This is a genomic window from Azovibrio restrictus DSM 23866 (assembly GCF_000429665.1).
Taxonomy (GTDB): domain Bacteria; phylum Pseudomonadota; class Gammaproteobacteria; order Burkholderiales; family Rhodocyclaceae; genus Azovibrio; species Azovibrio restrictus.
Map to the genome: position 1 here is coordinate 140,872 of NZ_AUCH01000005.1, position 24,660 is coordinate 165,531.

Below are 24,660 nucleotides of genomic sequence, written 5' to 3' on the forward strand. Positions count from 1 at the left end.
TCCCGATCAGGCTGCGGGCTTGAGGAACAGATTCACCAGGGCATAGGCCAGGATGGCAAAGCAGGCCGCCCCGGGGATGGTGATGATCCAGGTCATGATGATGTCGCCGGCCTTGGACCAGCGCACCGAGCGAGGCCGTTCCGAGGCGCCGATACCCATGATGGAGGTGGCCACCACGTGGGTGGTGGACACCGGGGCGCCGGCCATGGAAGCGCCAAAGATCACGGCTGCCGAAGTGAGCTGGGAATCCAGGGCATGGATGGGGCGTACCCGGTAGATGGCGAAGCCCAGGGTGCGCACGATGCGCCAGCCCCCGGAGAGGATGCCCAGGGTGATGGCCGAGGCGCAGGCCAGCATGACCCAGAAGGGCACGGCAAATTCCTTGATGAAGCCGCCGGTGAGGAGCACCAGGGTGAGGATGCCCATGCTTTTCTGGGCGTCGTTGGCTCCGTGGGAAAAGGCCAATCCTGCCGCAGTGGCGTACTGGGCCAGCTTCAGGCCGGAGTTGGCGGCGGGGCGGGCGGCCCGGAGCAGGGCGTGCATCAGGCGGTGGATCAGGTAGCCGGCCCAGAAGCCCGCCAGAGGGGAGAGGAGCAGGGCGGCCAGAACCTTGACGACGCCGGTGACCCGGCCCTGGAGCAGCTCGCTCCAGCCCCAGACCACGTGCTCGCTGCCCACGGAAACCAGGACCGCCCCCACCAGGCCGCCCACCAGGGCGTGGGAGGAGGAGGAGGGAATGCCCTTCCACCAGGTGATGAAGTTCCAGACGATGGCGCCCAAGAGGCCGCAGAGGAGCACCGCCAGGGAGAGCAGGGGCTGGATATCCCCCAGTTGCACGAAGGAGCCTATGGTGTTGGCCACTGCCGTTCCCCCCAGCAGGGGCCCCAGGAACTCGAATACCCCCACCACCACCACGGCCTGGGCCGGGGTCATGGCCCGGGAGGCGATCACCGTGGCGACGATGTTGGCCGCATCGTGGAAGCCGTTGGTGTAATCGAACAGCAGGACGATGGCCACGGTGGCGATGGTCAGGAACAACAGGGTGTCCACGGGGCCTCCGCTCAGGGAAATTGCACGCCCCATTATAGGGCCCGGGGGCCTGCGGCAAGGAAGGGTTGTCACGCGCCTGTCACCTGCCTGTCACCGGAGCGCGCCATCATGGTGGGTACGCGCACAGGATTGTGGCTCCAGCGATGCCCGAAACATCCTCTCCTTCCCCAGTTTCATCAGCCGCCGGGCCCTGGTGGACCGCCCCGGCGGGCATGCGCTGGGGCTGGTTCCTGCTGCTCCTGGGACCGTCGGTGCTGACCCTGCTCCTGCTGGTGGCCATCTGGGGCCTTTCCCTGGGGCAGCTGGAACAGGAAAGGCAGCTGGCCCTGGGGGCGGCGCGGCAGCAGAACGAAACCCTGGCCCACATCGTGGCGGCCAACCTGGAACAGGTGCTGACCCGTCCCCATCTCTATGCCGACCGGGCCGCGGAACTCCTGGACCAGGGGCCCGGCGCCGGTGTTGCCTTGCGGGCTGCCCTGGCCGGTGACGGAGCCTATCTGCGTCTGGCGGTCCTGAACGGGGCCGGGCGGGTGCAGTTTGCCTCCAGTCCCCTGGCCCAGGGCCTGGCGCACCAGGAGCTGCCCCCGGCCGGCAGCGACCTGGGGCTGGGACAGCCCAGCGGCCGGGGTGAGGAAGCCTGGCTGCTGCCCCTGGCCCTGGCCCTGCGCAGTCCGGCGGGGCGGGAGGGGCAGCTGGTGATGCTCCTCGATCTGGGCTATTTCCTGCGCCTCTACCAGGGGGCGGGCCTGGGGGCCCGGCACATCGGCATTTTCCGGCAGGGCGGTACCCGTCTGGTGGAAGCCGACGACCTGTCCATCAGCCTGGGGGGGCCGGCCGCCGGGGAGACGGAAGCTCAGCTGCGGGTCAGCAAGTCCCTGGCCCGATTTCCCCTGGTGGTGGAAATCAGCCAGAGCCAGGCCAGTGTGCTCCAGGGTTTGGCGCCCTCCCGCCAGCGCCACCTGCTCTGGGCCTGGGGCCTCACCCTGCTGCTCCTGGCTGCTGGAACGGCCCTGACCCTGCTGGCCCGGCGTCAGCGGGCCCTGTACCGCCGGGTGCTCTGCTCCGAGACGGAAAAGGAAAGCCTGATCCAGCAGCTGGAAACCGAGAAGGGCCAGGCCTACCAGCTGGCCTCCCATGACCACCTGACCGGGCTGCCCAACCGCATGCTGTTTTCGGAGCTGTCCGCCAGCCATCTCTCCGGCTCCCGCCGGGGAAGGCACCTGCACGCCCTGGTATTCCTGGACCTGGACCACTTCAAGGCCGTAAACGACCAGCTTGGCCATCGCATCGGGGATCAGCTGCTGCAGACCGTGGCCCAGCGTCTGCGCGCCGTGCTGCGGGATTCGGACTTGGTGTCGCGCCAGGGCGGGGACGAGTTCGTGCTGCTCATCAACGAACTGGCCAGTGCCGAGGACGCGGCCCGGGTGGCGGCCAAGATCATCCAGGCCGTGGGGGCTCCCTGCCAGCTGGAGGGCCACGAGCTGGTGGTGCGTCCCAGCCTGGGGCTGGCCCTGGCCCCCCGGGACGGCCAGGACCTGAACACCCTGATGGCCCACGCCGATGCCGCCATGTATGCGGCCAAGTCTGCCGGGCGCGGCACTTTCCGCTTCTTTGACGGGGCCCTGAACGGCATTCCCGTGCGTCAGGACGAGCTGGCCCGGGACCTGGAGCCGGCCCTGGAGGCGGGGGGGCTGCAGCTCCATTACCAGCTCCAGCATTCCCTGGATGATCTGCAGCCCATGGGGCTGGAAGCCCTGGTGCGCTGGCCCCATCCGGGCCATGGCCTGATCTACCCCAAGGACATCCTGCCCCTGGCCCGGGAGCTGGGCCTGCTGCCGCGCCTGGACCGCTGGGTCCTGGCGGAGGTCTGCAGGCTGCTGGGCCAGTGGCGGGCGGAGGGGCGCCACCTGCTGCCCATCGCCATCAACCTGGCCCCGGAAACCCTGGCCGATCCGGCGTTTCCCGCTGCCGTACAGGAACAGCTGGCCCGGCAGGGACTCAGCGCCGCCCTGCTGGGGCTGGAGATTCCTGCCGACTGGCTGCCTGGGGCGGATCCGGGGGCCCTGGAGCGGCTCCAAGCGTTGGCCCATCTGGGGGTGTCCCTGCGCGTGGATGGCTTCGGGCGGAGCCAGACCGGGTTCCAGCAGTTGCGTGCCCTGCCGCTCAAATGGCTGAAGGTGGAGCCCTCCTGTATCGGCGAAGGGGAAGGCGGCAAGGGGGCGGGGGGCACGGCCGGCTTCATCATCACCCTGGCCCATGTGCAGGGCTTCCGGGTCCTGGTGACCGGGGTGGAAACACCGGAACAGCTGGTGCAGCTCAAGGCCAGCGGGGCCGACGGGGCCCAGGGCTACCACCTGCAGCGGCCCTTGCCGGCCGGGGAAGTGGTGGCGCTCCTGGAGCGGCGCCTGGGCGTGCATGGGCGGGACTGAAGGCATGGGACGGATCTGCTGCCTGCTCCTGGCATTCCTGCTTCTGGGCGGATGCGCCAGCGTCGGGGCCCAGTGCGAGAATCCTGCCCGCCTGCGTTTTTCCCTGGTGCCCCAGGGGGATGCGGGCCGGGACCTGAGCGCCTACCGGCCCCTGGTGGCGGCCATCGAAGCCCGCCTGGGCAAACCGGTGGAGCTGCTGCAGCCCCAGTCCTATGGCAGCGTGGTGGAAGGGCTGGCCGCCTCCACCATAGACTTCGCCGTCCTCGGGCCGGCTTCCTACCTGAAGGCCCGGGGGGCCAACCCGGAAGTCCAGGTATTTGCCTCCTACGCCAAGCGGGCCGGACCTTTCCAGGAACAGGGGCCCTATTACCGGGCCTTGCTGGTGGTGCCGGCCGCCAGCCGCCATCGCAGTCTCGAAAGCCTCCAGGGGGGCACCCTGGCTCTCACCGATCCGGGCAGCACTTCCGGGGCAGTGCTGCCGCGCCGGGTCTTCCCCGCGCTCACCGGCCGTTCCCTGGATGGCTTCTTCGGCCGCATCGTCTATGTGGGCGACCATGACCGGGCCGGGCTGGCCGTGGCGGCCGGCAAGGTGGATGCTGCCTTCCTGTCCGGCTTCCATCTCTCCGAACTGGTCCGCCAGGGGCGCATCGAGGCGGACTCGGTGCGGGTCCTGTGGCGTTCGGAACCGATACCCCAGGATGCCATCGTCTACCGGGGGCGGCTCTGTGCACCCATCCGGGAGGGCATCCGGGCCGTGTTCCTGGCCCGGGACGGCCAGGCTTTCCCCGGCTTGCTGGAGCAGCAGGGCAGCCTGGCTTTCGTGCCCATGGAAGACGGTGCCTACCGCATCCTGCGGGAACTGCAGTAGGCTTGCCGGGTTTGATCATCTGAATCCCGGAGAGACACCATGAAGAAAATCGCCATCGCCTATCACAGCGGCTACGGCCATACGGCCCGCCAGGCTGGCGCCGTGCTGGGAGGGGCAAACTCCCTGGCCGGTGTGGAAGCCAGACTCTATGATGTGACCACCCTGGACGAGGCGGCCTGGTCCGAGCTGGATGCCGCCGACGCCATCATCTTCGGGGCCCCCACTTACATGGGCAGCGCCTCGGCCAAGTTCAAGGAATTCATGGACGCTTCCAGCAAGCGCTGGTTCGCCCAGAGCTGGAAGGACAAGCTGGCGGCCGGCTTCACCACCTCCGCCTCCCAGTCCGGGGACAAGCTCAACACCCTGGTGCAGCTGATGATCCTGGCCTGCCAGCACGGCATGATCTGGGTCAGCCTGGATATCCTGCCCGGCAACAACTCCAGCCAGGGCTCGGTGGACGACCTGAACCGCCTGGGCTGCACCTCCGGCGCCATGGCCCAGGCCAATGCGGACCAGGGGGCCGAGGCGATGCTGGAATCGGACCTGAAGACGGCGGCCCGGCTCGGGCAGCGGGTGGCCGAACAGCTGCTGCGCCTGCGCTGATTTCCCCTGAGGGCGGGAAGCCGGGCACAGGCCCGGCTTTTTGCTATAGTCGGCGGCATTCCAATAAAACCAGTGGGGGCGTCGATGGCGGTGAACATGTCTTTGGGGGACCTGCAGGTCCTGTTGGTGGAACCCTCCCACATGCAGGCTCAGCTGGTGCTGCGCATGCTGGCGCACCTGGGGGTGAGCCGGGTGCAGCATTACGAGCGGGCCGGCGAGGCCCTGGCCGCCATGCGTGAAACCCGTCCCGGGGCGGTGATCAGCAGCCTCTACCTGCCGGACATGGCCGGCACGGAGCTGGTGACCGCCATGCGCCACGACGAGGAGCTGGAGCGGGTGCCCTTCATCCTCATTTCCAGCGAGACCCGGCCCCAGGTGCTGGACCCCATCCGTCAATCCGGGGCTTGCTGCATCGTCGCCAAGCCCTTCACCGAAGCCCAGCTGGCCCGGGCCCTGCATTCAGCCATCGACCTGCTCACTCCGGAAGAGGCCTTCGATGCCGTGGAGGTGGAGCACCTGCGGGTGCTGCTGGTGGATGACAGCTACGCTTCCCGGCGCCATATCCGGCGCCTGCTGGAGGAGATGGGGCTGGAGGAGATCATCGAGGCGGAAAACGGCCGGGAGGCGGTCATCAAGCTGGCCGACACCATGGTGGACCTGGTGCTCACCGACTACAACATGCCGGAGATGGACGGCCGGGCCCTGGTGGAATACATCCGCACCCAGAGCTGGCAAGGCTCGGTGCCCATCCTGATGATCACCAGCGAACATGACCAGGGGCGCCTGGCGGCCGTGGAGAAGGCCGGGGTTTCGGCCATCTGCGACAAACCCTTCGAAGCCAGGAACATCCGCCAGCTGATTGCCCAGTCCCTCTGCGCCTGAGCCCGGCCGGCAGCCGGCCAGCAGCAGGCCAGGTTCAGCCCCGGCGGGCTGCTAGAACTGGGACATCTGGGAGAACTGGGAATTCTGGGCCCGCTGCCGTTCCCGCTCCGCTTCCAGGTGGTTGCGGCGCACGATGGCTTCGGCGATTTCCCGGCTGATGGTGTCGGGATCAGGGAGCTGGTTGGGGCGGAACACGATCAGGGGAATGCCCAGCCGTTCCAGGGCGGCCCGCTTGGCGATTTCCGGGTCCGGCTTGGCGTACCCTTCGGGAGTAGGCCAGGTGAGCTCGATGGCGGCGAGGATGGCGAAATCTTCCCGGCACACCAGGAAATCCACGCTGCGCCCGAGCATGGCCCGGGTATCCTCCATGGCCTTGCGGCCCCGCAGGTTGGCCAGCTGGGCCAGGCCGACCTGGCCGAAGATGATCATGTTGGGCATGGCCTCCCGCAGCCGGTGGTAGAGCACCTGCTCGGCGCTGTTGAGCAGCTGGTAGGGTTTGCGGGTGGAGGTTTCCACGAAACGGGTTTCCGGTTCCACGAAGGCACTGCCGGGCCGTTCGGCCTGTTTCTCCTGGCGGGGCCGGGCGGCGGGCAGGGGTTGCACCGGGGGCGGGGTAAGCTTGCGCAGGCGCCAGATGATGAGGGCGACGGCCACGGCCAGCACGCCCAGGAAGATCAGAGTGTCCATGGCGGATCGGAAAAATGAGGTTCAATATGTTGGCATATTTTCGCGCCGGCTTCCAGTCGGCAGGCCCTTTGCTGCTGGGCCTGGCCTTGCTGCTCTCCGGGAGTCTGGCCCTGGCGGGGGTGGAGGAGCGCCTGGATTACCGCTACTACGAGGTCCCGGCCCAGCCCGGTGAGTCCCTGCGCCAGGCCATCAACCGCTACACGCCGGTGCGCCAGGATGGCCAGGTGTTCCACGGCTACACCCGCTGGCAGGTGCGCTGGCGCTTCTACTGGTTCCAGGAAGCCTCGGGCCGCTGCCGCATGGAGCGGGTCCAGGTGAACCTGGAGAGCGAGATTACCCTGCCTCGCCTGAGCCGCGGGGATGCCAGCCAGCAGCGCCGCTTTACGAGCTATCTGGAAGCCCTGCGCCGGCATGAGCTGGGGCATGTGGACCTGGGGCGTCAGGCGGCCCATGCCATCGACCGGCACCTGGCGGGGCTGCCGCCCCAGCCCGACTGCGCCAGCCTGGAAACCCGGGCCAACGCCGGGGGAATGGAGCTGCTGCGGCACTTCCAGGCCCGGGAACGGCAGTTCGACCGGGATACGGGGCACGGCCGCAGCCAGGGGGCCTATCTGGAGGACTGAGCCCGGGGCCGGGGCGCTTCCCGGACCCGGTACAGATCCCGGCCCGAGGGTTCGTGGTAGACCCGGATCAGGATTTCCCCCAGCACCCCGATGGCGATCAGCTGCACCCCCATCAGGCAGAGCATGATGCCCACCAGCAGCAGGGGCCGGCCGCCTATGGACTCTCCCAGCAGCTTGAGGATGCCCAGCCAGCCCAGGGCCAGTATCCCCGGGGTGAGCAGCCACAGGCCGACGCCGCCGAAGGCGTGCAGGGGCCGGTGCAGGTAGCGCATCAGGAACTTGATCAGGAGCAGGTCCAGGGCCACCCGGAAAGTCCGGTCTATGCCGTACTTGGACACCCCCCGGGTGCGGGCGTGGTGCTTCACCGGCACTTCCACGATGCGGGCCCCGGCCTCGGCCGCCAGGGTGGGGATGAAGCGGTGCAGCTCCCCGTACAGGTGGATGCGGTCGATGATCTCGCGCCGGTACACCTTGAGGGCGCAGCCATAGTCATGCAGGCTCACCCCGGTGACCTTGGAAATCAGGCGGTTGGCGATGGTGGAGGGCAGCTTGCGGGACAGGGCCGCATCCTGGCGTTCCTTGCGCCAGCCGGAAATCATGTCGATCTCGGGGCTGGCCTCCATCTTCTCGATCAGGGCCGGGATGTCGTCCGGATCGTTCTGCAGGTCCCCGTCCAGGGTCACGATGTACTCGCCCCGGACGATGTCGAAGCCCGCCTGCAGGGCGGCGGTCTGGCCGTAGTTGCGGATCAGGTAGCGGGGCTGCAGCCAGGGAGTGCTGGCCGCCAGTTCGGCGAGGATGTGGGCCGAGTCGTCCCGGGAGCCGTCATCGATGCAGATCAGTTCGAAGGGCTTGCCGGTGCGCTCCAGGGCGGCGCCGACGCGGCCCACCAGGTCGGGCAGGTTCTCCGCCTCGTTGTAGATGGGGATGACGACGGAAATGACGGGGGTACTGGGGTTATCGCTCATGAAACTTTCTTTCGGGCCAGGTGCAGGGCCAGGATCAGGGGCAGCAGGGGATCGAACAGGGCATCCCACAGATTGCCGTAAAGGCCGAGAGTGTACGCCATCAGGTCCAGGCTGAGTATGAGCAGCCAGCCTCCCTGGCGCTGCTGGTAGAGAAAGATGAACAGGGGCAGCAGGGCGGCAAACAGGAAGTGGGGGTGGAAGCCCCAGCCGTAGGGGTCCAGGGGGCCCAGGCCCAGGGCAGTCAGGTAGAAGAGCAGGGCCAGGAGCAGCAGCAGGGCTCCGGGGCCCCGCCCCGGCGGGGGCGGCAGGGGCCGGCCCAGGACCCGTAGCAGGGCCAGCTGCACCAGGGTGAAGGATGGCGCTCCCAGGACGCCGTGGCTCCAGGCCGCCAGGTCGCCCACGGGGGGCAGGGGCAGGAAGGCAGCGATGCCGGCGCAGAGGCAGAGCAGCGGGGCGACGTGCTCCGGCAAGCGCCAGCCCCGGGCCCGGGCCCCAGCGATTCCGGTGGCCGCCAGGGCCGCCAGCAACAGCCCCTGGGCCAGCCAGCCGTAGAGGGCGATCTGAGGGTTGCCGAAGTTCATGGCCGGCCCTCCAGCAGGGGCAGTTCCGGGGCCTTCAGGCGGGCTTCCAGCCAGGCCCTGTTGAAGCTCAGGTGGCGGATGCCCTGGCGCCGCCAGGTATAGGCCAGGTGGATGCTGCCGTCTCGGGCCTGGAGCAGGCTGGGGTAGGAAAACTCGGCGTTCTTGTCGTCCTGCTCGGAAGCGGCCTCCACGGCTCCCAGGGGCAGCCAGCTCTGTCCCTGGTCCGGGGACAGGGCCAGCTCCAGGCGGCTGCGCCCGGGCCCCGGGTTGTTGGCCAGCAGCAGCTGGCCGTCGTCCAGGCGCAGCAGGGCCACCGAGGCATTGGGATTGCCCAGGGGCAAGGCCGGGGCAGCCGCCCAGGTGCTGCCGCCATCGTCGCTGGCGGCGGCCAGGACATGGCCTTGCCCTGGCCCTGCATCGCGCAGCAGGGCCAGGGCCCGGTGCCGGTCCAGGGGCACCGCGGCGGGTTGCAGGGTCGCCCGTTCCTGGGGCATGCGCACCTTGTCCAGCAGGCGGCCGTCGGGTCCCAGGTGCAGCCATTCCCCCTGCTTGGCCACGAATTCGTGATAGGCGGGCAGGCCCAGGCCCCCGTCGGCCAGGGCCAGGGGCGGGGTGCGCACCAGGGTACTGATGTTGAAGAAGGGGCTGGTGACCAGCTTCACCGCCGGGCTCCAGGTCCGGCCCCCGTCCCGGGATTCCTTGAGATTGATGGAGCTGCCGGCCCAGCCGCCCAGGGAGACACTGACGAAATAGAGCTGCAGCCGCCCGTCGGGCGCCACATGCAGCACCGGGTTGCCTAGCTTGCGCAGGTGGCGGCGCAGCTCCCGGGCCGTACCGCTGCGGCTGGCGATGGCTTCGGGAGGGCTCCAGGCAGCCCCGGGCGTGGCGGCCCGGCGGCTCAGGTAGATGGCCACGTCGGCGGCCCCTTCCCGGCTGCCGGCAAACCAGGCGGCCAGCAGGGTGCCGTCGGGCAGCTGGGCCAGACTGGCGGCGTGGGCCGAGGCCGCAGCTTGCGGCAGCAGCTCCGCCTGGAAGCCGGGAATGCTGCTGGTGGGCGGGGGCACGCTCGTCCGGGCCGGCGCTGCCCCGGGGGCGGCCAGGAGGAACTCGGGGGCTGGCGGCCGGGGAGCCTGCCAGGCACTCCAGCCCAGGACCCCCAGGGCGAAGGCCAGGGCCAGTCGCGGCACCGGACTCACGGTTGCCCGGTTCCGGCCAGGGGGGCGCTCAGGGGGGCCAGGCGCAGCCAGTGGATGGTGGTCATCAGGGGCGCCGGGTCCCGGGTCTGCCAGGCCTGTTCCCAGTCGCTGCGCCGGACGCCCTGGCGGGCGAAACGGAGGCCGGAACCGTGGCTGGCCAGGACCCGGTATTCCCCTTCGGGCAGGGCCATCAGGCCCGCTTCCGCCAGTTGCCGCTGCAGCCGGGGCAGGTCCTCGTGTTCGACGAACACCCGGCCGTCGGCAGCCATCAGGGCCTGGGCCCGGGCCGCATCCACCCGGGGCCAGTGGGCCAGGGTACGGCCGCTGAGGATGGGCAGCAGGGCGGGTTGCGGTCCGTCATACATGGCGATGGCCCGGCCGCTCTGCCCCATCTGCAGAACCTGGGGCGGCACGGCATTGACCCCCAGGGCCGGGAACAGGCCCCAGAGCAGGGCGATCCAGTACAGCAGGGGGGCGGCCAGCCAGTGCAGGCGCTCCCGTCGGCCACCCCAGGCCCAGACGAAGTACAGGGCGGCGGGCAGCCACCAGTACCAGCCTCCGAGCTGGAAGCGCCAGGCCAGGGCTGCCAGCAGGGCGCCGAACAGCACGGCGATGCCCATGCCGAGCCGGGCTGTCCAGGGGGGCAGGTGGGCGCTGTTCCGCAGCTGCCAGGCCAGGAACAGGGCCAGGGGCACCAGGGAGCCCACCAGGTAACGGTCGAAGGTGCGCACCAGCAGGAAAGGCAGGCAGGTGGCCAGCAGCCAGACCAGCAGTAGCCGTTCCGGGCCGGCCTCGTGCCAGATGGCCCGGCGTCCCTGCCAGATCAGGGCCAGGGCCACGAAGGACCAGGGCAGGGCGATCTGCAGCAGGCCGGGGAGCATGTCCAGGGAGAAGCTGGCCAGCTGCCGGGCTTCCATCTCGTCGGCGTAGACCAGGGCCGCGGCTTCCGGGTGCAGCTCTCTGACCAGCAGGAACCAGGGCAGGGCCACGGCTGCCAGCAACAGCAGGGCCGTGAGCACGGCCGGCCAGCGGGAAAGCAGCTCGTTCCAGGAGAAGCGGCGGGCCGCCATGAGGCCAAGCATGCCGCCGCCGCAGACCAGGGCGACGATGGGGCCCTTGACCAGGAAGCCGGCGCCCAGGAACAGGGCCGCCAGCAGCAGCCAGCGTAGCTTCAGGCGCTCCTGCCACACCAGGAAGGCCCAGAAGGCCCAGGCGGAAAAGGCGGCCACGGGGATGTCCAGCATCAGCCGGCGGGATTCGGAGGCCATGCCCAGGCAGGTGAGCAGCAGCACCCCGGCGCCCAGAGCCGCCTGGTTGTCGAGCAGCAGGCGGCGCCCGATGGCGACGGTGGCGGCCACCAGGGCCGTGGCACAGAGCACGGTTACCAGGCGGGCGCTGAACAGGGAGATGCCGAAGGTTTCGTAGCTGGCCCGGGCCAGCCAGTAGAGCAGGGGCGGCTTGCGGATGCGCGGCGCCCCGTCCAGGAAAGGCACCAGCCATTCCTGGCGCTCCATCATTTCCATGGGGGTGCGCAGGCCCAGGAAGAATTCATCCTTGCCGGTCAGCGCCGTGGGTTCCCAGATGCCCAGACCCAGAACCAGGGCAGCGGTACACAGCAGGGCGAGCCAGAGATGCAGAGGCAGGGGGGGAGGAAGGGCCGGACGGTGGGAAAAGCGGCAGTGATGGGACATCGACCGGGGGGGCGGGCGGGGCCGCCCGGAGGCAAAGAAGCGCATCTTAAGCGCCCGGCACCGGCCGGGCAAGCCGGATGCGGGGCCGGGCGGCCCCGCTCCCGGGGTTCAGGTGGTCTGGCCCGGGCGCAGGCGTTGGCCCAGGGTGACCAGGGCCAGGACCAGCGCGCCCGCCAGCAGGCCGGTGAGCATGTCCAGCAGGGTGGGGACTGCCAGTCCCAGGGGGCCGGCGGCTTCGGTCAGATGATGGATCAGGTCGTGGGCGCCGGGAATGCCGTGGGTGAGAATGCCCCCGCCCACCATGAACATGGCCGCCGTGCCGACGATGGTGAGCAGCTTCATCAGCTTCGGAGCCGCCAGCAGCAGAAAACGCCCGACGGCCTGGGCCGTACTGCTGGCTTTGCGGGTCAGGTGCAGGCCCAGGTCGTCCATCTTGACGATGCCGGCGACGAGGCCGTACACCGCCACGGTGATGATCAGGGCGATGCCGCTCAGGACGGCGAGCTGGGTGCCGAAGGACTGGTCGGCCACGGTGCCCAGGGCGATGACGATGATTTCGGCGGAGAGCACGAAGTCGGTGCGGATGGCGCCCTGGATCTTCTCCTTCTCCAAGGCCACCAGGTCCACCTGGGCGTCGGCCAGGGCGGCCAGCTGTTCGGCGTGGTGGGCCTCGTCCTCGGCGGCGCTGTGCAGGAACTTGTGCGCCAGTTTCTCAGTGCCTTCGAAGCACAGGAACAGGCCGCCCAGCATCAACAGCGGGGTGATGGCCCAGGGCAGGAAGGCGCTGATGGCCAGGGCGGCGGGAACCAGGATCACCTTGTTGCGCAGGGAGCCCACGCCCACGGCCCAGACCACGGGCAGCTCCCGTTCGGCCCGGACGCCGGACACCTGCTGGGCATTGAGGGCCAGGTCGTCCCCCAGGACGCCGGCGGTTTTCTTGGCGGCAACTTTGGTCATCACGGCCACGTCATCCAGGATGGTGGCGATATCGTCGATCAGGGCAAGCAGGCTGGCTCCGGCCATGGCGGGTTCTCTACGGTTTCAGGTGGCAAGGGGGATGGAGGGGAGGAAACGGGGGCTCAGCGGCAGGCGGCCTTGGCGCGTTTGTTTTCGTACATGATCCGGTCGGCTTCCTCGATCAGGTTTTCCAGCGGTACTTCCTGTTCCGGGTCGAAGAATACGGCGCCACAGCTGATGGACAGGGGAGGGTCGGCAGGGTGCTGGGCATTGTAACGGCATACGGCCGTTTCCAGGCGGGCGATGATGGGAGCCGGGCCATGGCCGTTGGCCTCCGTGGTGACCACGGCGAACTCGTCACCGCCCATGCGCGCCACCACGTCGGAACCCCGGAAAGTGTCGGACAGCAGCTGGGCGGTGGCGATCAGGGCCCGGTCTCCGGCCGGGTGGCCGTACTGGTCGTTGATCAGCTTCATGCCGTCCAGGTCGATGAAGATCAGGTAGAAGCCCACCAGGCGCCGCCGGGCCAGCTTCATCTGGTGCTCGGCCAGGGTCATGAAGCCGCGCCGGTTGTAGATGCCGGTCAGGTCGTCCAGCAGGGAGAGGGCGTGCAGGGCCGACTGCATGCGGTTGCGCTCGATGGCGTAGCGGATGGCCCTGAGCAGCAGGGCACTGTCCACGTGACCCTTGATCAGGTAGTCCTGGGCCCCTTCGCGCATGGCCTGTAGGGCGGTGGTTTCGTCATTGAGGCCGGTGAGCACCACGATGGGCAGTTCCGGGGCCTGCTGCCGGGTGCGCGATACGGTCCCCAGGCCGTGACTGTCGGGCAGGGATAGATCGAGCAGCACTGCATCGAAACGCCATTCGTCCAGGAGGGCGAAGCCTTTCTTGAGGCTGTCGGCGTGCTCCAGTTCCACATTGACCGGGGCATCCCTGAGGGTCTCCTGGATCAGGCGGGCGTCCCCGGGGTTGTCTTCGATCAGCAGCAGGCGGATGGGCTGGGTCGTCATGGAGACCGGATCAATCGATCTTGGGCAGGCGCACGACAGTGAGCCAGAAATTGTCTATGGCCTGGACCACACGGATGAACTGGTCCATGTCCACCGGCTTGGTGATGTAGCAGTTGGCATGGAGGTTGTAGGCCTGGAGGATGTCCTGCTCGGCGGCCGAGGTGGTGAGGATGACCACGGGAATCTGGCGCAGGTCCGTGTCGGCCTTGATGGTTTCCAGGACCTGGCGGCCGTCCAGGCGGGGCAGGTTCAGGTCCAGCAGGATCAGGTCCGGGCGCCGGGCATCGGCGTGGGGGCCTTCCCGGCGCAGCATGGCCAGGGCTTCGATGCCGTCCCGGGCTACCTGCAGATTGGCGAGGACCTTGCTCTCCCGCAGGGCTTCCACGGTGAGGCGCACGTCGCCGGGGTTGTCCTCCACCAGCAGGATGTCCACCGGGCAGCGTTCGTCGGCATCAAACATCAAGATGTTCCTGTTTTGCGATTTTCGGCAGTGTAAACCAGAACTCTGCGCCCGCTCCAGGGGCCGAGAGCACGCCGATCTGCCCGCCATGCCGCTCGACAATGCGTTTGCAGATGGACAGGCCGATGCCCGTGCCCGGGTATTCCTCCCGGGTGTGCAGGCGCTGAAATATCTGGAACACCCGCTCCGACTGGGCGGGGTCGATGCCGATGCCGTTGTCGCGCACCGAGAAGCGCCAGAACTCCCCCTCGTCCCGGGCGCTGATGTGGATTTCCGGCGCCGTTTCTCCCTTGAACTTGAGAGCGTTGCCGATCAGGTTCTGCAGCACCTGGGTGAGCTGGCTGGCATCCGCCGGCAGGGTAGGCAGGCCTTCCCGCTCGATCCGGGCGCCGCTGGCCTCGATGGCGTGGCCCAGGTTGAACAGGGCCGAGTCCAGCACCCGGTTGCTGTCCGTGGGCAGGATTTCGCCGCCCCGGGTGCCGACCCGGGAATAGGCGAGCAGGTCGTTGATCAGCTGCTGCATGCGGGTGGCCCCATCCACGGCGTAGTGGATGAAATCGTCCGCGTCCGCGTCCAGTTTGCCCTGATAGCGCCGGGCCAGGAGCTGCACGTAGCTGCCCACCATGCGCAGGGGTTCCTGCAGGTCATGGGAGGCCACGTAGGCAAAGCGTTCCAGCTCGGCGTTGGAGCGCGACAGTTCCTCGGTCTTGGCCTGCAGCCGGCGCTCCCGTTCCGTCAGGTTGTCGAGCATCAGGTTGAAGTCCGCCGCCAGTTGTCCCAGCTCGTCGGGCCGGTCCAGTTCCGCCCGCTGATCCCGGCGCCCCTGGCGTATGCCTTCGGCGGTGTGCACCAGGGTGGAGATGTCCCGGGTCAGCCCTCGGGCCATGAACCAGGCAAACAGGATTCCGGCCAGGACGGCGATGGCGGCGAACAGCAGCCCGTGCCGGGCCACCTGGGCCAGGTTTTCCCGGACCCGGTCCTGGCCCAGCCCCACCCGGGCCCAGCCCAGGCGCTCCTCGCCCACCAGCACCGGCTCCGCTACGTCCACCAGTTGCCCGTCCTTGTACAGGAGCTGGGTTTCCGAGGGGGCGTTGAGGAGTCGCTGGCTGACCGGGTCGAGCAGATACTGGCCGGCGATGTCCGAGCGGCTGTGGGCCAGGACCCGGCCTTCCGCGTCCACCAGCATGGCGTAGCGCAGGTCCGGATAGCGGTCCACGGAGCGGATCAGTTCATCCAGGCCGGCCAGGTCGCTGGCCAGCACCCATACGGTACTGTTGGTGGCCAGGGTGCGGGCCAGACTGGCGGCCTGGTCCCGGGACTGCTGCTGCAGGAAGGCCTGCTCCCGCTGCACCAGCTCGAAGACGAAGATGCCCATCAGCAGGGCATGCACCAGGACGATGCCCAGGACCAGCTGGCGTTGCAGGGAACCGATCCAGAAGCGGCGCAGGGCGGCGGCGATGGGGGGCATGGCCGTCATTCCAGGGGGCGCACGGTCGTGCTGAAACGGTGGATGAACTCCCGCACCGGCGCATAGGTGGCGTCATCGGCGGCTTCAAAGCGGGACAGGGGCAGGCGGGCCAGTATGGCCTTACCCTCGGGGCTGTCCTGGAGCTGCAGCAACTGTTGCCGGACGGCGCTCACTACGGCTTCCGGTACGTCGTTACGGGCCATCAGGCTGTTGTTGGGCAGGGTCTCCGTCTCCCACTTCACTTCCAGGGCCTGGGCCAGTTCCGGCCGCTCCCGGGAGAGGGCCTGCCAGGGCAACGGCCAGGTGGCGCCAGCGGCGGTGTGGCCCTGGAACACGTTGAGGATGGAGGATTCCTGGGAGCCCACGTAGCGGTTTTCGATGTCCTTGTTCACATCCAGGCCATGGGTGTGCAGGTAGTACTGGGGCAGCATGGTGGCGGCCAGGGCCGTGGGGGCCGGGTAGCTCACGGCCCGGCCGCGCAGGTCCTCGACCCGGCGGATGTCGCTGTCCCTCCTGACCAGGATGATGCCGCGGAAGTTGCGGTCATCCCCCATCTTGGCAAACACCCGGTAACCCCGTTCCATGGCCTTCAGGGTCTGGTAGGGGTTGGGCAGGGCCAGGTCGAACTGCCGGGTGGCCAGCTTGCGGTCGTAATCGGCGTAATCCCGGGAGGCTTCGAGGCGGAAATTGGCGATGGCGATACGCTCACTGAGCAGGTTCATCAGCGGACCATAGACTTCGAACAGGCGCCGGGGATTGTGCAGGGGATGCACGCCGAACACATAGACCCGTTCCCGGTCCTGGGGCGCCGGACCGAAGCGGGGTGTGTAGCCGGCCTCGGGCTCCCGGCCGCAGGCTGCCAGCAGCAGGCTGGCGGCACCCAGGCCCAGCCAGCGGCGACGCCCGGGGTGTTCTGGTGCAGCAAGTCTATCGGTCATGAGTTCTCCCTTGGATTCCATTCTATATGTCTCCCGGTGGGCGGGGTAAAATGGCGGCCCCCAGGAAAATCAGCCCATGACCACGCCCCAGTTCATCCACCTGCGCATCCACAGCGAGTATTCCATCACCGACGGCATCCTGCGGGTGGGGGATGCGGTCAAGCGGGCGGCAGGGGATGGCATGCCGGCCCTGGCCCTCACCGATCTGATGAATCTGTTCGGCCTGGTGAAGTTCTATACCGGCGCCCGGGGCAAGGGGGTCAAACCCATTGCCGGCGCCGACTGCTGGATCGCCAACCCGGAGGAGCCGGACCGGCCCCAGCGTCTGCTGCTCCTGGTGAAAAACCGCCAGGGCTACCTGCAGCTCTCCGAGCTGCTGACCAGGGCTTACACGGTGGACAACCGGCGCGACAAGGCGGAACTGCAGCGGGAATGGTTCTCCAGCATCGGCTGCGACGGCCTGATCGCCCTTTCCGGGGCCCATCTGGGCGATGTGGGCGAGGCTCTGCTGGCCGGCAACAGCAAGCTGGCCCAGGAGCGGGCCCTGGCCTGGGAAGCCCTGTTCCCCGGCGCCTTCTATCTGGAAGTGCAGCGCTACGGCCAGCCCCAGGCGGAAGCCCTGGTGCAGGCCACTGCCGATCTGGCCGCCGAACTGGAATTGCCCCTGGTGGCCACCCATCCGGTCCAGTTCCTCGAGCAGGACGACTTCACCGCCCACGAAGCCCGGGTCTGCATCGCCGAGGGCTACACCCTGGGAGATACCCGCCGGCCCCGGCCTTTCACCCCGGAGCAGTATTTCAAGACCCAGGCCCAGATGGCGGAGCTGTTCGCCGACCTGCCGGCGGCCCTGGAAAACACGGTGGAGATCGCCAAGCGCTGCAACATCGAGATGACCCTGGGCAAGAACTTCCTGCCCCAATTTCCCACGCCCGAGGGCATGAGTCTGGATGACTACCTGATCCAGCAGGCCAGGGAAGGGCTGGAGAAACGTCTGGAGCAGCTGTTCCCCGACCCGGCCCTGCGCGCCGAGCGCCGCCCCGAGTATGACCGGCGCCTGCAGATCGAGACCGACACCATCGTGCAGATGGGCTTTCCCGGCTACTTCCTGATCGTGGCGGACTTCATCAACTGGGGCAAGAACAACGGGGTGCCCGTGGGCCCGGGCCGGGGGTCCGGGGCCGGCTCCCTGGTGGCCTACAGTCTCGGCATCACCGACCTGGACCCGCTCCAGTACGCCCTGCTGTTCGAGCGCTTCCTGAACCCGGAGCGGGTGTCCATGCCCGACTTCGACATCGACTTCTGTCAGGACAACCGCTGGCGGGTGATCGAGTACGTGCGCCAGCGCTACGGGGCCGATGCCGTGTCCCAGATCGCCACCTTCGGCACCATGTCTTCCAAGGCCGTGGTGCGGGACGTGGGGCGGGTGCTGGATCTGCCCTATTCCATGTGCGACCGGATCTCCAAGCTGATCCCGGTGGTGCAGAACAAGCCTGTGTCCCTGGCCGAGGCCCTGGAGCAGGAGCCGGCCCTGAAGGAGATGATGGCCGACGAGCAGGACGGGGAATCGGTGCGGGAACTGTTCGACCTGGCCCAGCGCCTCGAGGACCTGACCCGCAACGTGGGCATGCACGCCGGGGGCGTGCTGATCGCCCCGGGCCGCATCACCGACTTCTGTCCCATCTACCAGGCCACCGGCAACGATGCTTCCCCGGTCTCCCAGTTCGACAAGGACGACGTGGAAAAGGCCGGCCTGGTGAAGTTCGACTTCCTCGGCCTCAGGAACCTCACCATCATCAAGCTGGCCCTGGAATACGTGCAGCGTCTCACCGGGGAGCAGCTCGACCTGATGAGCCTGGGCTTCGAGGACCCCGCCGCCTACCAGATTCTCAAGGACGCCAACACCACGGCGATCTTCCAGGTGGAATCGGACGGCATGAAGAAGCTCTTGAAGAAGCTGGCCCCCGACCGCTTCGAAGACATCATCGCCGTGCTCGCCCTGTACCGTCCCGGCCCCCTGGGCTCCGGGATGGTGGATGACTTCATCCTGCGTAAAAAAGGCCAGCAGGCCATCGACTACTTCCACCCGGACCTGACCGGCTGCCTCTCCCCCACCTACGGGGTGATCGTGTATCAGGAACAGGTGATGCAGATTTCCCAGATCATCGGCGGCTACACCCTGGGGGGCGCCGACATGCTGCGCCGGGCCATGGGTAAGAAGAAGCCCGAGGAAATGGCCAAGCACCGGGCCACCATCGCCGAAGGGGCGGCCAAGAAGGGCTATGACCCGGCCCTGGCCGAACAGCTCTTCGACCTGATGACCAAGTTCGCGGAGTACGGCTTCAACAAGTCCCACACCGCCGCCTACGCCGTGGTCACCTACCACACGGCCTGGCTCAAGGCCCATCACTGCTCGGCCTTCATGGCGGCCACCCTGTCCTCGGACATGGACAACACCGATACGGTGAAGATCTTCTACGAGGACTGCCTGCTCAACAAGCTCACCATGCTCGGGCCGGACGTGAATGCCTCGGCCTACCGCTTCGAGCCCGTGGACCGCAAGACCATCCGCTACGGCCTGGGGGCCATCAAGGGCACCGGCGAGCAGGCGGTGAACGTGATCCTGGCAGCCCGGGAGAAGAATGGCCCCTTCAAGGACCTGTTCGATTTCTGCAAGCGGGTGGACAAGCGCCAGGTGAACCGCCGCACCATCGAGGCCCTGATCAAGGCCGGCGCCTTCGACAGCATTGACCCGGACCGCAACAAGCTGCTTTCCTCGGTGGGCCTGGCCATGGAGGCGGCGGAGCAGGCGGAGCGGCACGCCCTGCAGGTGAGCCTGTTCGAGTCCGGTCCGGCCGCCGAGGAGCACGCACCCCAGTACGTCCAGGCCCAGCCCTGGAGCGACAAGGAAAAGCTGATGCAGGAGAAGCAGGCCCTGGGCTTCTTCTTCTCCGGCCACCCCTACGACAGCGTCAAGAGGGAGCTGTCCCGCTTCGTGCGTCGCCGCCTCAACCAGCTGGAGCCGGCCAAGGAGCTGACCACCCTGGCCGGGATCGTGATGGGGGTGCGCACCCAGATGACCAAGCGGGGCAAGATGCTGTTCCTGCAGCTCGACGACGGCACCGGCATGGTCGAAGTCTCCGTCTTCAACGAACTGTTCGAAGCCGAGCGGCGCAAGATCATCACCGACGAGGTGCTGGTGGTGGAAGGCAAGGTCAGTTACGACGACTTTTCCGGCGGCAACCGGGTGGTGGCCGACAAGCTCATGACCCTGGGCGAGGCCCGGGCCCGTTTTGCCCGCAACCTGGTCCTGAAGATGAACGGCCAGGCCGATGTGGCGCGCTTGAAGGTGCTCCTGGCCCCGTTCCCCGGTACCGCCGCCGTGCGCATCCACTACCGCAACAGCAAGGCCGCCTGCGAGTTGGTCCTGGGGCCCGCCTACCGGGTCAGCCTGGAAGATGGCCTGCTGCAGGACCTGCAGGCCTGGCTGGCCCCGGAAAACGTGGAAATCGTGTACGCTTGAAGCTCACCGACCGGCCTTACCCTACTTTGGTCTAGCTTGTCACGCCAGAGGGGGCAGTCTAGACTAGCGGGCTATCATGGTTCCCATATCCGCCCTGCAGCAGAAGGAAAAAGCCATACAGCTTGCCTGGTCCCATTACCAGGCCCTTCCCAGCTTCGACAATTTCGTCGAGTTTGCGCTATTGCTCAACAGCCTCACGGACTTTCTCATCGACAAGTCCCTGACTGGGCTGTTGCACGCCAGTCGCCAGCTGGAGCAGCAGGCCCTGGCCCTGTTCGGGGACGAAGCCAGCCACCCGGTTTCCGCCAAGGTGATGGAGGAACTGAGCCAGCGGGTGGCCCGGCTGGGCGAACTGCTGCGCCACTATGCGGGCGTCAGCGAGATGCTGCAGGAACGCCGGGAACAGGATGGCGCTCCCCTGCCCGAGGTGCAGCCGGTCACGGCCCACGTCTCCCTGATCGGCGAGGCCGGGACCCATTGGGAGGAGCTGGTTTCCCAGCTCGGCTACTTCGGCATTTCGGTGCATCAGGGCAACTGGGAGATGCCCACGGCCGATGACGCCGATGACAGCGTTTTCCTGGTGGACCTGGGGGGACTGGCTATTTCCTCATGGCTCGGGGCCCTGAACCAGCTGCGTGAGCGGCGGCCCCTGGCCCAGATCATCTGCCTCGGGGTGCCCGAGGACTTCGTGGCCCTGGACCGGGCCCTGCGGGCCGGCGCCGATCATTGTCTGACCCAGGGCACGCCCCTGCAGCGGGTGGTGGGGCAGGTGCTGGAGCGTAACGGCAGCAGCGAACAGGATCCCTACCGGGTGCTGGTGGTGGAGGATTCCCGCACCGCCGCCCGGGTGATCTGCCGCAGCCTGGAAGAAAACGGCATTGCCACCCGGGTTTTGCATGATCCTTCCCTGTCCCTGGCCGCCATCCGCCAGTTCCAGCCCGACCTGATCCTGATGGACATGTACATGCCCTGCTGCACGGGGGTGGAGGCGGCCCGGGTGATCCGCCAGCACGACGAATTCCTCAGTATTCCCATCGTCTATCTCTCCGGCGAGACCGACATCGGCCTGCAGGTGGATGCCCTGCGCCTGGGGGGGGACCATTTCCTCACCAAGCCCTTCAACCCGGTGGTAATGAATGCCGTGGTGAAGAGCAAGATCGACCGCTACCGGGCCCTGCGCCGTTCCATGCTGAACGACAGCCTGACCGGGCTGCTCAATCACACCAGCACCAAGCAGGCCCTGGCGGTGGCTCTGGAGGCTGTCCAGAATGGCGGCGACAGCGTGGCCGTGGCCATGCTCGACATCGACCATTTCAAGGGCGTCAATGACAGTCACGGGCATCCGGTGGGGGATCAGGTGATCCGCAGCCTGGCCTGGCTGCTCAAGCAGCGCCTGCGCCGGGGCGACATCGTCGGCCGTTACGGCGGCGAGGAATTCGTGCTGGGTCTGGTGGGGGTCAGCCCGGCGGATGCCAAGGAAATCCTGGACCGGATCCGGGAAGATTTCTCCCGCATTTCCTTCAGTGTTCCCGGCGGCTCGTTCCGGGTCACCTACAGCGCCGGGGTGGCGGCCTGTCTCGATTGCCAGCCCCGCTGCCTGGAAGCCCTGCTCGAGGCCGCGGACGAGGCCCTTTACGTGGCCAAGCGCCAGGGCCGCAACCAGGTGGTCCTGTCCGGTCACCTGTCCTGCTGTCAGCCTCACGCCAGCCTGTTCTGATTTTTTCCTGCGCCAGTAAAAGCAAGGCCGCCCGTGGGCGGCCTTGGCGTTTCCAGCACTTGCGGGGGATTACAGGGCCTGGGCGTTCTCGGCCAGGTACTGGGCCACACCTTCGGGAGAGGCGTTCATGCCCTTCTTGCCCTTCTGCCAGCCGGCGGGACAGACTTCGCCGTGCTCTTCGGTGAACTGCAGGGCATCCACCATGCGGATCATCTCATCCACATTGCGGCCCAGGGGCAGGTCGTTGACCACCTGGTGGCGCACCACGCCCGCCTTGTCGATCAGGAAGGAGCCCCGGAAGGCGACGCCGGCGGCATCGAACTCCACGTCGTAGGCGCGGCAGATTTCGTGCTTCACGTCAGCCACCATGGGGTACTGGACCTGGCCGATGCCGCCCTTTTCCACCGGGGTGTTCTTCCAGGCCAGGTGGGTGAACTGGGAGTCGATGGAGACGCCGATTACTTCCACGTTGCGCTTCTTGAACTCGTCCAGGCGGTGGTCGAAGGCGATCAGCTCCGAGGGGCAGACGAAGGTGAAATCCAGGGGGTAGAAGAACATCACCACGTACTTGCCGCGGTAGTCGGACAGCTTCAGATCCTTGATCTGGTTGTCGCCGAACACGGCGGTGGCGGTGAAGTCAGGGGCTTGCTTGCCTACGAGGACGGCCATGGGAATCTCCTTGTGGGTTGGGGAAGAGCCGGGGAATGTAGCGAAGGGAGTTCGGCCCTGTCAAATGACAGGGTGATGGCTGCGGCTGGGGCCTTCAGGGATTGGGGTGTACCTGGAAGCCATAGCCGGGGGGGACGCCAGCGCTGCTGGGGGCGCAGCCGACTTCGTCGACCCGGGCGCCCGGGGGGCCCTGGCGGGCCCAGTCCAGCAGGGAGTCGATGGCGAAGGGGGAGCCGCAGACCAGGGCTTCCACCTGGCCGCTTGCCAGGTTGCGCACCCAGCCTTCGATATGCCGGGCCGTGGCCTCCCGCTGCAGGCTGGCCCGGTAGCCGACCCCCTGGACGTGGCCGGAAATCAGCAGGTGCATGGTTTCAGACTTCATCTTCCTGGAGGGGAGGGAGCAGGTATTCGGCACGGGCCAGGGCATCCGTGAGCGTGGTGCAGACGTTCTCGTCGCCCAGGTGGTCGATGAAGCCGGAGCGGTAGAGCAGGGAGCCGGGCTGGGAATTGAGGCCGCACACCAGCAGGGTGCAGCCCCGCTTCTTCAGCTTGCCGAGCAGGTTTTCCAGGCCTTCCAGGCCGGTGGTGTCGAGCTGGATCAGGCTTTGCATGTCCAGGATCACCACTTCCGGGTGGCCAGCGTGGGGATCGAGCAGGATTTCCAGTTTGTTGACGGCGCCGAAGAACAGGGAGCCGTAGAGCCGCCAGGCGGTGATGCGCAGGCTGCCGTCCGGGTACAGGAAGGCGGGTTCCTGCTCATGTTCCTTCAGGGGCAGGCGCTCGATGCGGGTCAGTTCCGACATCCGGTAGATGAAGAACAGGCAGGCCAGCACCATGCCCAGCTCCACGGCGATGGTCAGATCGAAGACCACGGTGACGAAGAAGGTGGACAGCAGGATGGCCCGGTAATTGTTGGAGAAGCGGCGCAGCTTCTTGAACTCGTGCCATTCCCCCATGTTGATGGCCACCACCACCACGATGGCGGACAGGGCCGCCAGGGGAATGTGGCTGGCCAGGGGGGCCAGGACCAGCACCATGGTCAGCAGCACCAGGGCATGCACGATGCCGGCGATGGGGGTGCGGCCGCCGGAGCGGATGTTGGTGGCGGTGCGGGCGATGGCACCGGTGGCGGCAAAACCGCCGAACAGGGGGGCGGCGATGTTGGCCAGGCCCTGGGCCATCAGCTCCTGGTTGGGATCATGCCGGTCCTCGATGGTGGTATCCGCCACCCGGGCCGAGAGCAGGGATTCGATGGCCCCCAGGAGGGCGATGGTGATGGCCGGGGAGATCAGCTTGCCCAGGGTTTCCAGGGACAGGGAGGGCAGGGCGAAGGCGGGCAGTTCCTGGGGGATGCCGCCAAAGCGGCTGCCTATGGTTTCCACCGGCAGTTCGAACAGGGCCGTGGCGGCCGTGGCCAGCACCAGGACCGCCAGGGGGCCCGGCGCCCGGCGCAGGAAGCCCAGGGTCCGGGTCTGGGCCAGGCGGTTGTAGAACAGCAGGAAGATCAGGGAGGCCACCGACAGGGCCAGGGTGGGCAGGTGCACCGACTGGATGTTGGCGGCCAGCACCTTGATCTTGGCGAAGAATTCCGGCGGCAGCTCGGCGATCTGCAGCCCCAGGAAATCCTTGAGCTGGGCCATGAAGATGACCACGGCGATACCGTTGGTGAAGCCGATCACCACCGATACCGGGATGAAGCGGATCAGCTGTCCGAGCCGGAAGATGCCCATGGCGAGCAGGAACACCCCGGCCAGCATGGTGGCGATGAGCAGGTTGCCAAAGCCGTACATGGCGACGATGCCATAAACGATGGGAATGAAGGCGCCGGTGGGGCCGCCAATCTGTACCCGGGAACCGCCCAGGGCGGAGGTGATCAGGCCGGCGACGATGGCGGTCCAGATGCCGGCGGTGGGGGAGGCGCCGGAAGCGATGGCGAAGGCCATGGCGAGGGGCAGGGCCAGGACGCCGACGGTGATGCCGGCGGCCACGTCCTTCCCCAGCTGCGCCTGGGTGTAGTCGGGAAGACAATCCAGCAGCTTGGGGTGGAAGGGAATTTTCACGGTGATCAGGGTTTGGTCTGGGTGAGTTGCCGCAACTGGGCATGGCTGGCCACGGCCACCAGCACCCGGGCCAGGGCCCAGAGCATGAGCACGAAGCCGGCCACGATGCAGCCGATGGCCCCGAGCAGGGTCTGGGGTACGCCGAGCAACATCAGGGGGGAGCCGGTGACCAGGAAGCTGCCGCCCAGGGCGATGAGCAGCAGGCCGGCCAGGTCGGCCAGCAGGTAGCCGGCCAGGGCCGGCGTCAACAGGCGGGGAGCGGATGATTCGGCTTGCATAGGGC

Annotated in this window: 22 protein-coding genes; 7 read left to right on the top strand and 15 right to left on the bottom strand. The window is 67.7% G+C overall.

Features of this window, described 5'->3' with window-relative positions:
- Nucleotides 1-6: 6 nt before the first annotated feature.
- On the bottom strand, nucleotides 7-1,050 hold the full coding sequence (locus G474_RS0106780; RefSeq protein WP_026686312.1) for an inorganic phosphate transporter: 1,044 nt from the start codon (nucleotides 1,048-1,050) through the stop codon (nucleotides 7-9).
- A 212-nt stretch (nucleotides 1,051-1,262) separates the two neighbouring features.
- On the opposite strand from G474_RS0106780, the gene G474_RS0106785 reads away from it, so the two are divergent.
- From G474_RS0106785 to G474_RS0106800, 4 genes are all read left to right on the top strand, one after another.
- Entirely contained in the window at nucleotides 1,263-3,479 is a 2,217-nt protein-coding gene (locus G474_RS0106785) for a putative bifunctional diguanylate cyclase/phosphodiesterase (protein WP_051282012.1), read from the top strand.
- Nucleotides 3,480-3,483: 4 nt separating this feature from the next.
- Nucleotides 3,484-4,347 carry a phosphate/phosphite/phosphonate ABC transporter substrate-binding protein gene (locus G474_RS0106790; RefSeq protein ID WP_026686314.1) on the top strand — a complete coding sequence of 288 codons (864 nt, stop codon included), beginning with the start codon at nucleotides 3,484-3,486 and terminating at the stop codon, nucleotides 4,345-4,347.
- Nucleotides 4,348-4,386: 39 nt separating this feature from the next.
- On the top strand, nucleotides 4,387-4,950 hold the full coding sequence (locus G474_RS0106795; RefSeq protein WP_026686315.1) for a flavodoxin family protein: 564 nt from the start codon (nucleotides 4,387-4,389) through the stop codon (nucleotides 4,948-4,950).
- 96 nt (nucleotides 4,951-5,046) lie between these two features.
- Nucleotides 5,047-5,832: a response regulator gene (locus tag G474_RS0106800; RefSeq protein ID WP_245589318.1), complete on the top strand. Its 786-nt coding sequence runs from the start codon at nucleotides 5,047-5,049 to the stop codon at nucleotides 5,830-5,832.
- 51 nt (nucleotides 5,833-5,883) lie between these two features.
- Here G474_RS0106800 and G474_RS0106805 read toward each other — a convergent pair whose 3' ends face one another.
- Entirely contained in the window at nucleotides 5,884-6,519 is a 636-nt protein-coding gene (locus G474_RS0106805; RefSeq protein ID WP_026686317.1) for a DUF2726 domain-containing protein, read from the bottom strand.
- Between the two features lie 26 nt (nucleotides 6,520-6,545).
- Here G474_RS0106805 and G474_RS0106810 point away from each other — a divergent pair, with 26 nt between their 5' ends.
- Nucleotides 6,546-7,142, top strand: coding sequence for a DUF922 domain-containing Zn-dependent protease (locus tag G474_RS0106810; RefSeq protein ID WP_043463498.1), 597 nt, complete (start codon nucleotides 6,546-6,548; stop codon nucleotides 7,140-7,142).
- Here G474_RS0106810 and G474_RS19890 read toward each other — a convergent pair.
- From G474_RS19890 to G474_RS0106855, 9 genes are all read right to left on the bottom strand, one after another.
- Nucleotides 7,127-8,110 carry a glycosyltransferase family 2 protein gene (locus G474_RS19890; protein WP_043463502.1) on the bottom strand — a complete coding sequence of 328 codons (984 nt, stop codon included), beginning with the start codon at nucleotides 8,108-8,110 and terminating at the stop codon, nucleotides 7,127-7,129. The two genes, G474_RS0106810 and G474_RS19890, sit on opposite strands and share 16 nt — an antisense overlap.
- The gene (locus G474_RS21935; RefSeq protein WP_026686319.1) at nucleotides 8,107-8,691 is read right to left on the bottom strand and encodes a hypothetical protein; all 585 of its coding nucleotides are present in this window, start codon (nucleotides 8,689-8,691) and stop codon (nucleotides 8,107-8,109) included. Before G474_RS21935 ends, G474_RS19890 begins: the two co-directional genes overlap by 4 nt.
- The gene (locus G474_RS19900) at nucleotides 8,688-9,887 is read right to left on the bottom strand and encodes a sialidase family protein (RefSeq protein WP_051282014.1); all 1,200 of its coding nucleotides are present in this window, start codon (nucleotides 9,885-9,887) and stop codon (nucleotides 8,688-8,690) included. Before G474_RS19900 ends, G474_RS21935 begins: the two co-directional genes overlap by 4 nt.
- Nucleotides 9,884-11,623, bottom strand: a complete 1,740-nt coding sequence (locus tag G474_RS0106830; protein ID WP_026686320.1) for an ArnT family glycosyltransferase — start codon at nucleotides 11,621-11,623, stop codon at nucleotides 9,884-9,886. The genes G474_RS19900 and G474_RS0106830 overlap by 4 nt, the downstream gene beginning before the upstream one ends.
- Nucleotides 11,624-11,686: 63 nt before the next feature.
- A complete protein-coding gene (locus tag G474_RS0106835; RefSeq protein ID WP_026686321.1) occupies nucleotides 11,687-12,601 on the bottom strand; it encodes a DUF808 domain-containing protein in 915 nt (304 codons plus the stop codon).
- 56 nt (nucleotides 12,602-12,657) lie between these two features.
- Nucleotides 12,658-13,545, bottom strand: coding sequence for a diguanylate cyclase (locus G474_RS21940; RefSeq protein ID WP_051282017.1), 888 nt, complete (start codon nucleotides 13,543-13,545; stop codon nucleotides 12,658-12,660).
- Between the two features lie 10 nt (nucleotides 13,546-13,555).
- Nucleotides 13,556-14,005, bottom strand: a complete 450-nt coding sequence (locus tag G474_RS0106845; RefSeq protein ID WP_026686322.1) for a response regulator — start codon at nucleotides 14,003-14,005, stop codon at nucleotides 13,556-13,558.
- Nucleotides 13,998-15,473, bottom strand: a complete 1,476-nt coding sequence (locus G474_RS21945; protein ID WP_051282019.1) for a sensor histidine kinase — start codon at nucleotides 15,471-15,473, stop codon at nucleotides 13,998-14,000. Before G474_RS21945 ends, G474_RS0106845 begins: the two co-directional genes overlap by 8 nt.
- Before the next feature lie 5 nt (nucleotides 15,474-15,478).
- Nucleotides 15,479-16,411: a phosphate/phosphite/phosphonate ABC transporter substrate-binding protein gene (locus G474_RS0106855; RefSeq protein WP_051282053.1), complete on the bottom strand. Its 933-nt coding sequence runs from the start codon at nucleotides 16,409-16,411 to the stop codon at nucleotides 15,479-15,481.
- Between the two features lie 76 nt (nucleotides 16,412-16,487).
- Between G474_RS0106855 and dnaE the strand changes: the two genes are divergently transcribed.
- Both dnaE and G474_RS19915 read left to right on the top strand, forming a co-directional pair.
- Nucleotides 16,488-19,931 carry a DNA polymerase III subunit alpha gene (gene dnaE / locus G474_RS0106860; protein ID WP_026686324.1) on the top strand — a complete coding sequence of 1,148 codons (3,444 nt, stop codon included), beginning with the start codon at nucleotides 16,488-16,490 and terminating at the stop codon, nucleotides 19,929-19,931.
- Between the two features lie 76 nt (nucleotides 19,932-20,007).
- Nucleotides 20,008-21,648: a GGDEF domain-containing response regulator gene (locus G474_RS19915; protein WP_084513623.1), complete on the top strand. Its 1,641-nt coding sequence runs from the start codon at nucleotides 20,008-20,010 to the stop codon at nucleotides 21,646-21,648.
- Nucleotides 21,649-21,717: 69 nt separating this feature from the next.
- On the opposite strand, the gene G474_RS0106870 is transcribed toward G474_RS19915, so the two are convergent.
- The 4 genes from G474_RS0106870 to G474_RS0106885 all read right to left on the bottom strand — a co-directional run bounded on the left by G474_RS0106870 (nucleotide 21,718) and on the right by G474_RS0106885 (nucleotide 24,655).
- On the bottom strand, nucleotides 21,718-22,317 hold the full coding sequence (locus tag G474_RS0106870; protein WP_026686325.1) for a peroxiredoxin: 600 nt from the start codon (nucleotides 22,315-22,317) through the stop codon (nucleotides 21,718-21,720).
- 94 nt (nucleotides 22,318-22,411) lie between these two features.
- Nucleotides 22,412-22,699 (bottom strand): acylphosphatase, encoded by a 288-nt coding sequence (locus tag G474_RS0106875; protein WP_026686326.1) that lies wholly within the window; start codon nucleotides 22,697-22,699, stop codon nucleotides 22,412-22,414.
- Nucleotides 22,689-24,377 carry a SulP family inorganic anion transporter gene (locus tag G474_RS0106880; RefSeq protein WP_026686327.1) on the bottom strand — a complete coding sequence of 563 codons (1,689 nt, stop codon included), beginning with the start codon at nucleotides 24,375-24,377 and terminating at the stop codon, nucleotides 22,689-22,691. The genes G474_RS0106875 and G474_RS0106880 overlap by 11 nt, the downstream gene beginning before the upstream one ends.
- A 5-nt stretch (nucleotides 24,378-24,382) precedes the next feature.
- Nucleotides 24,383-24,655, bottom strand: coding sequence for a hypothetical protein (locus tag G474_RS0106885; RefSeq protein ID WP_026686328.1), 273 nt, complete (start codon nucleotides 24,653-24,655; stop codon nucleotides 24,383-24,385).
- Nucleotides 24,656-24,660: the final 5 nt, after the last annotated feature.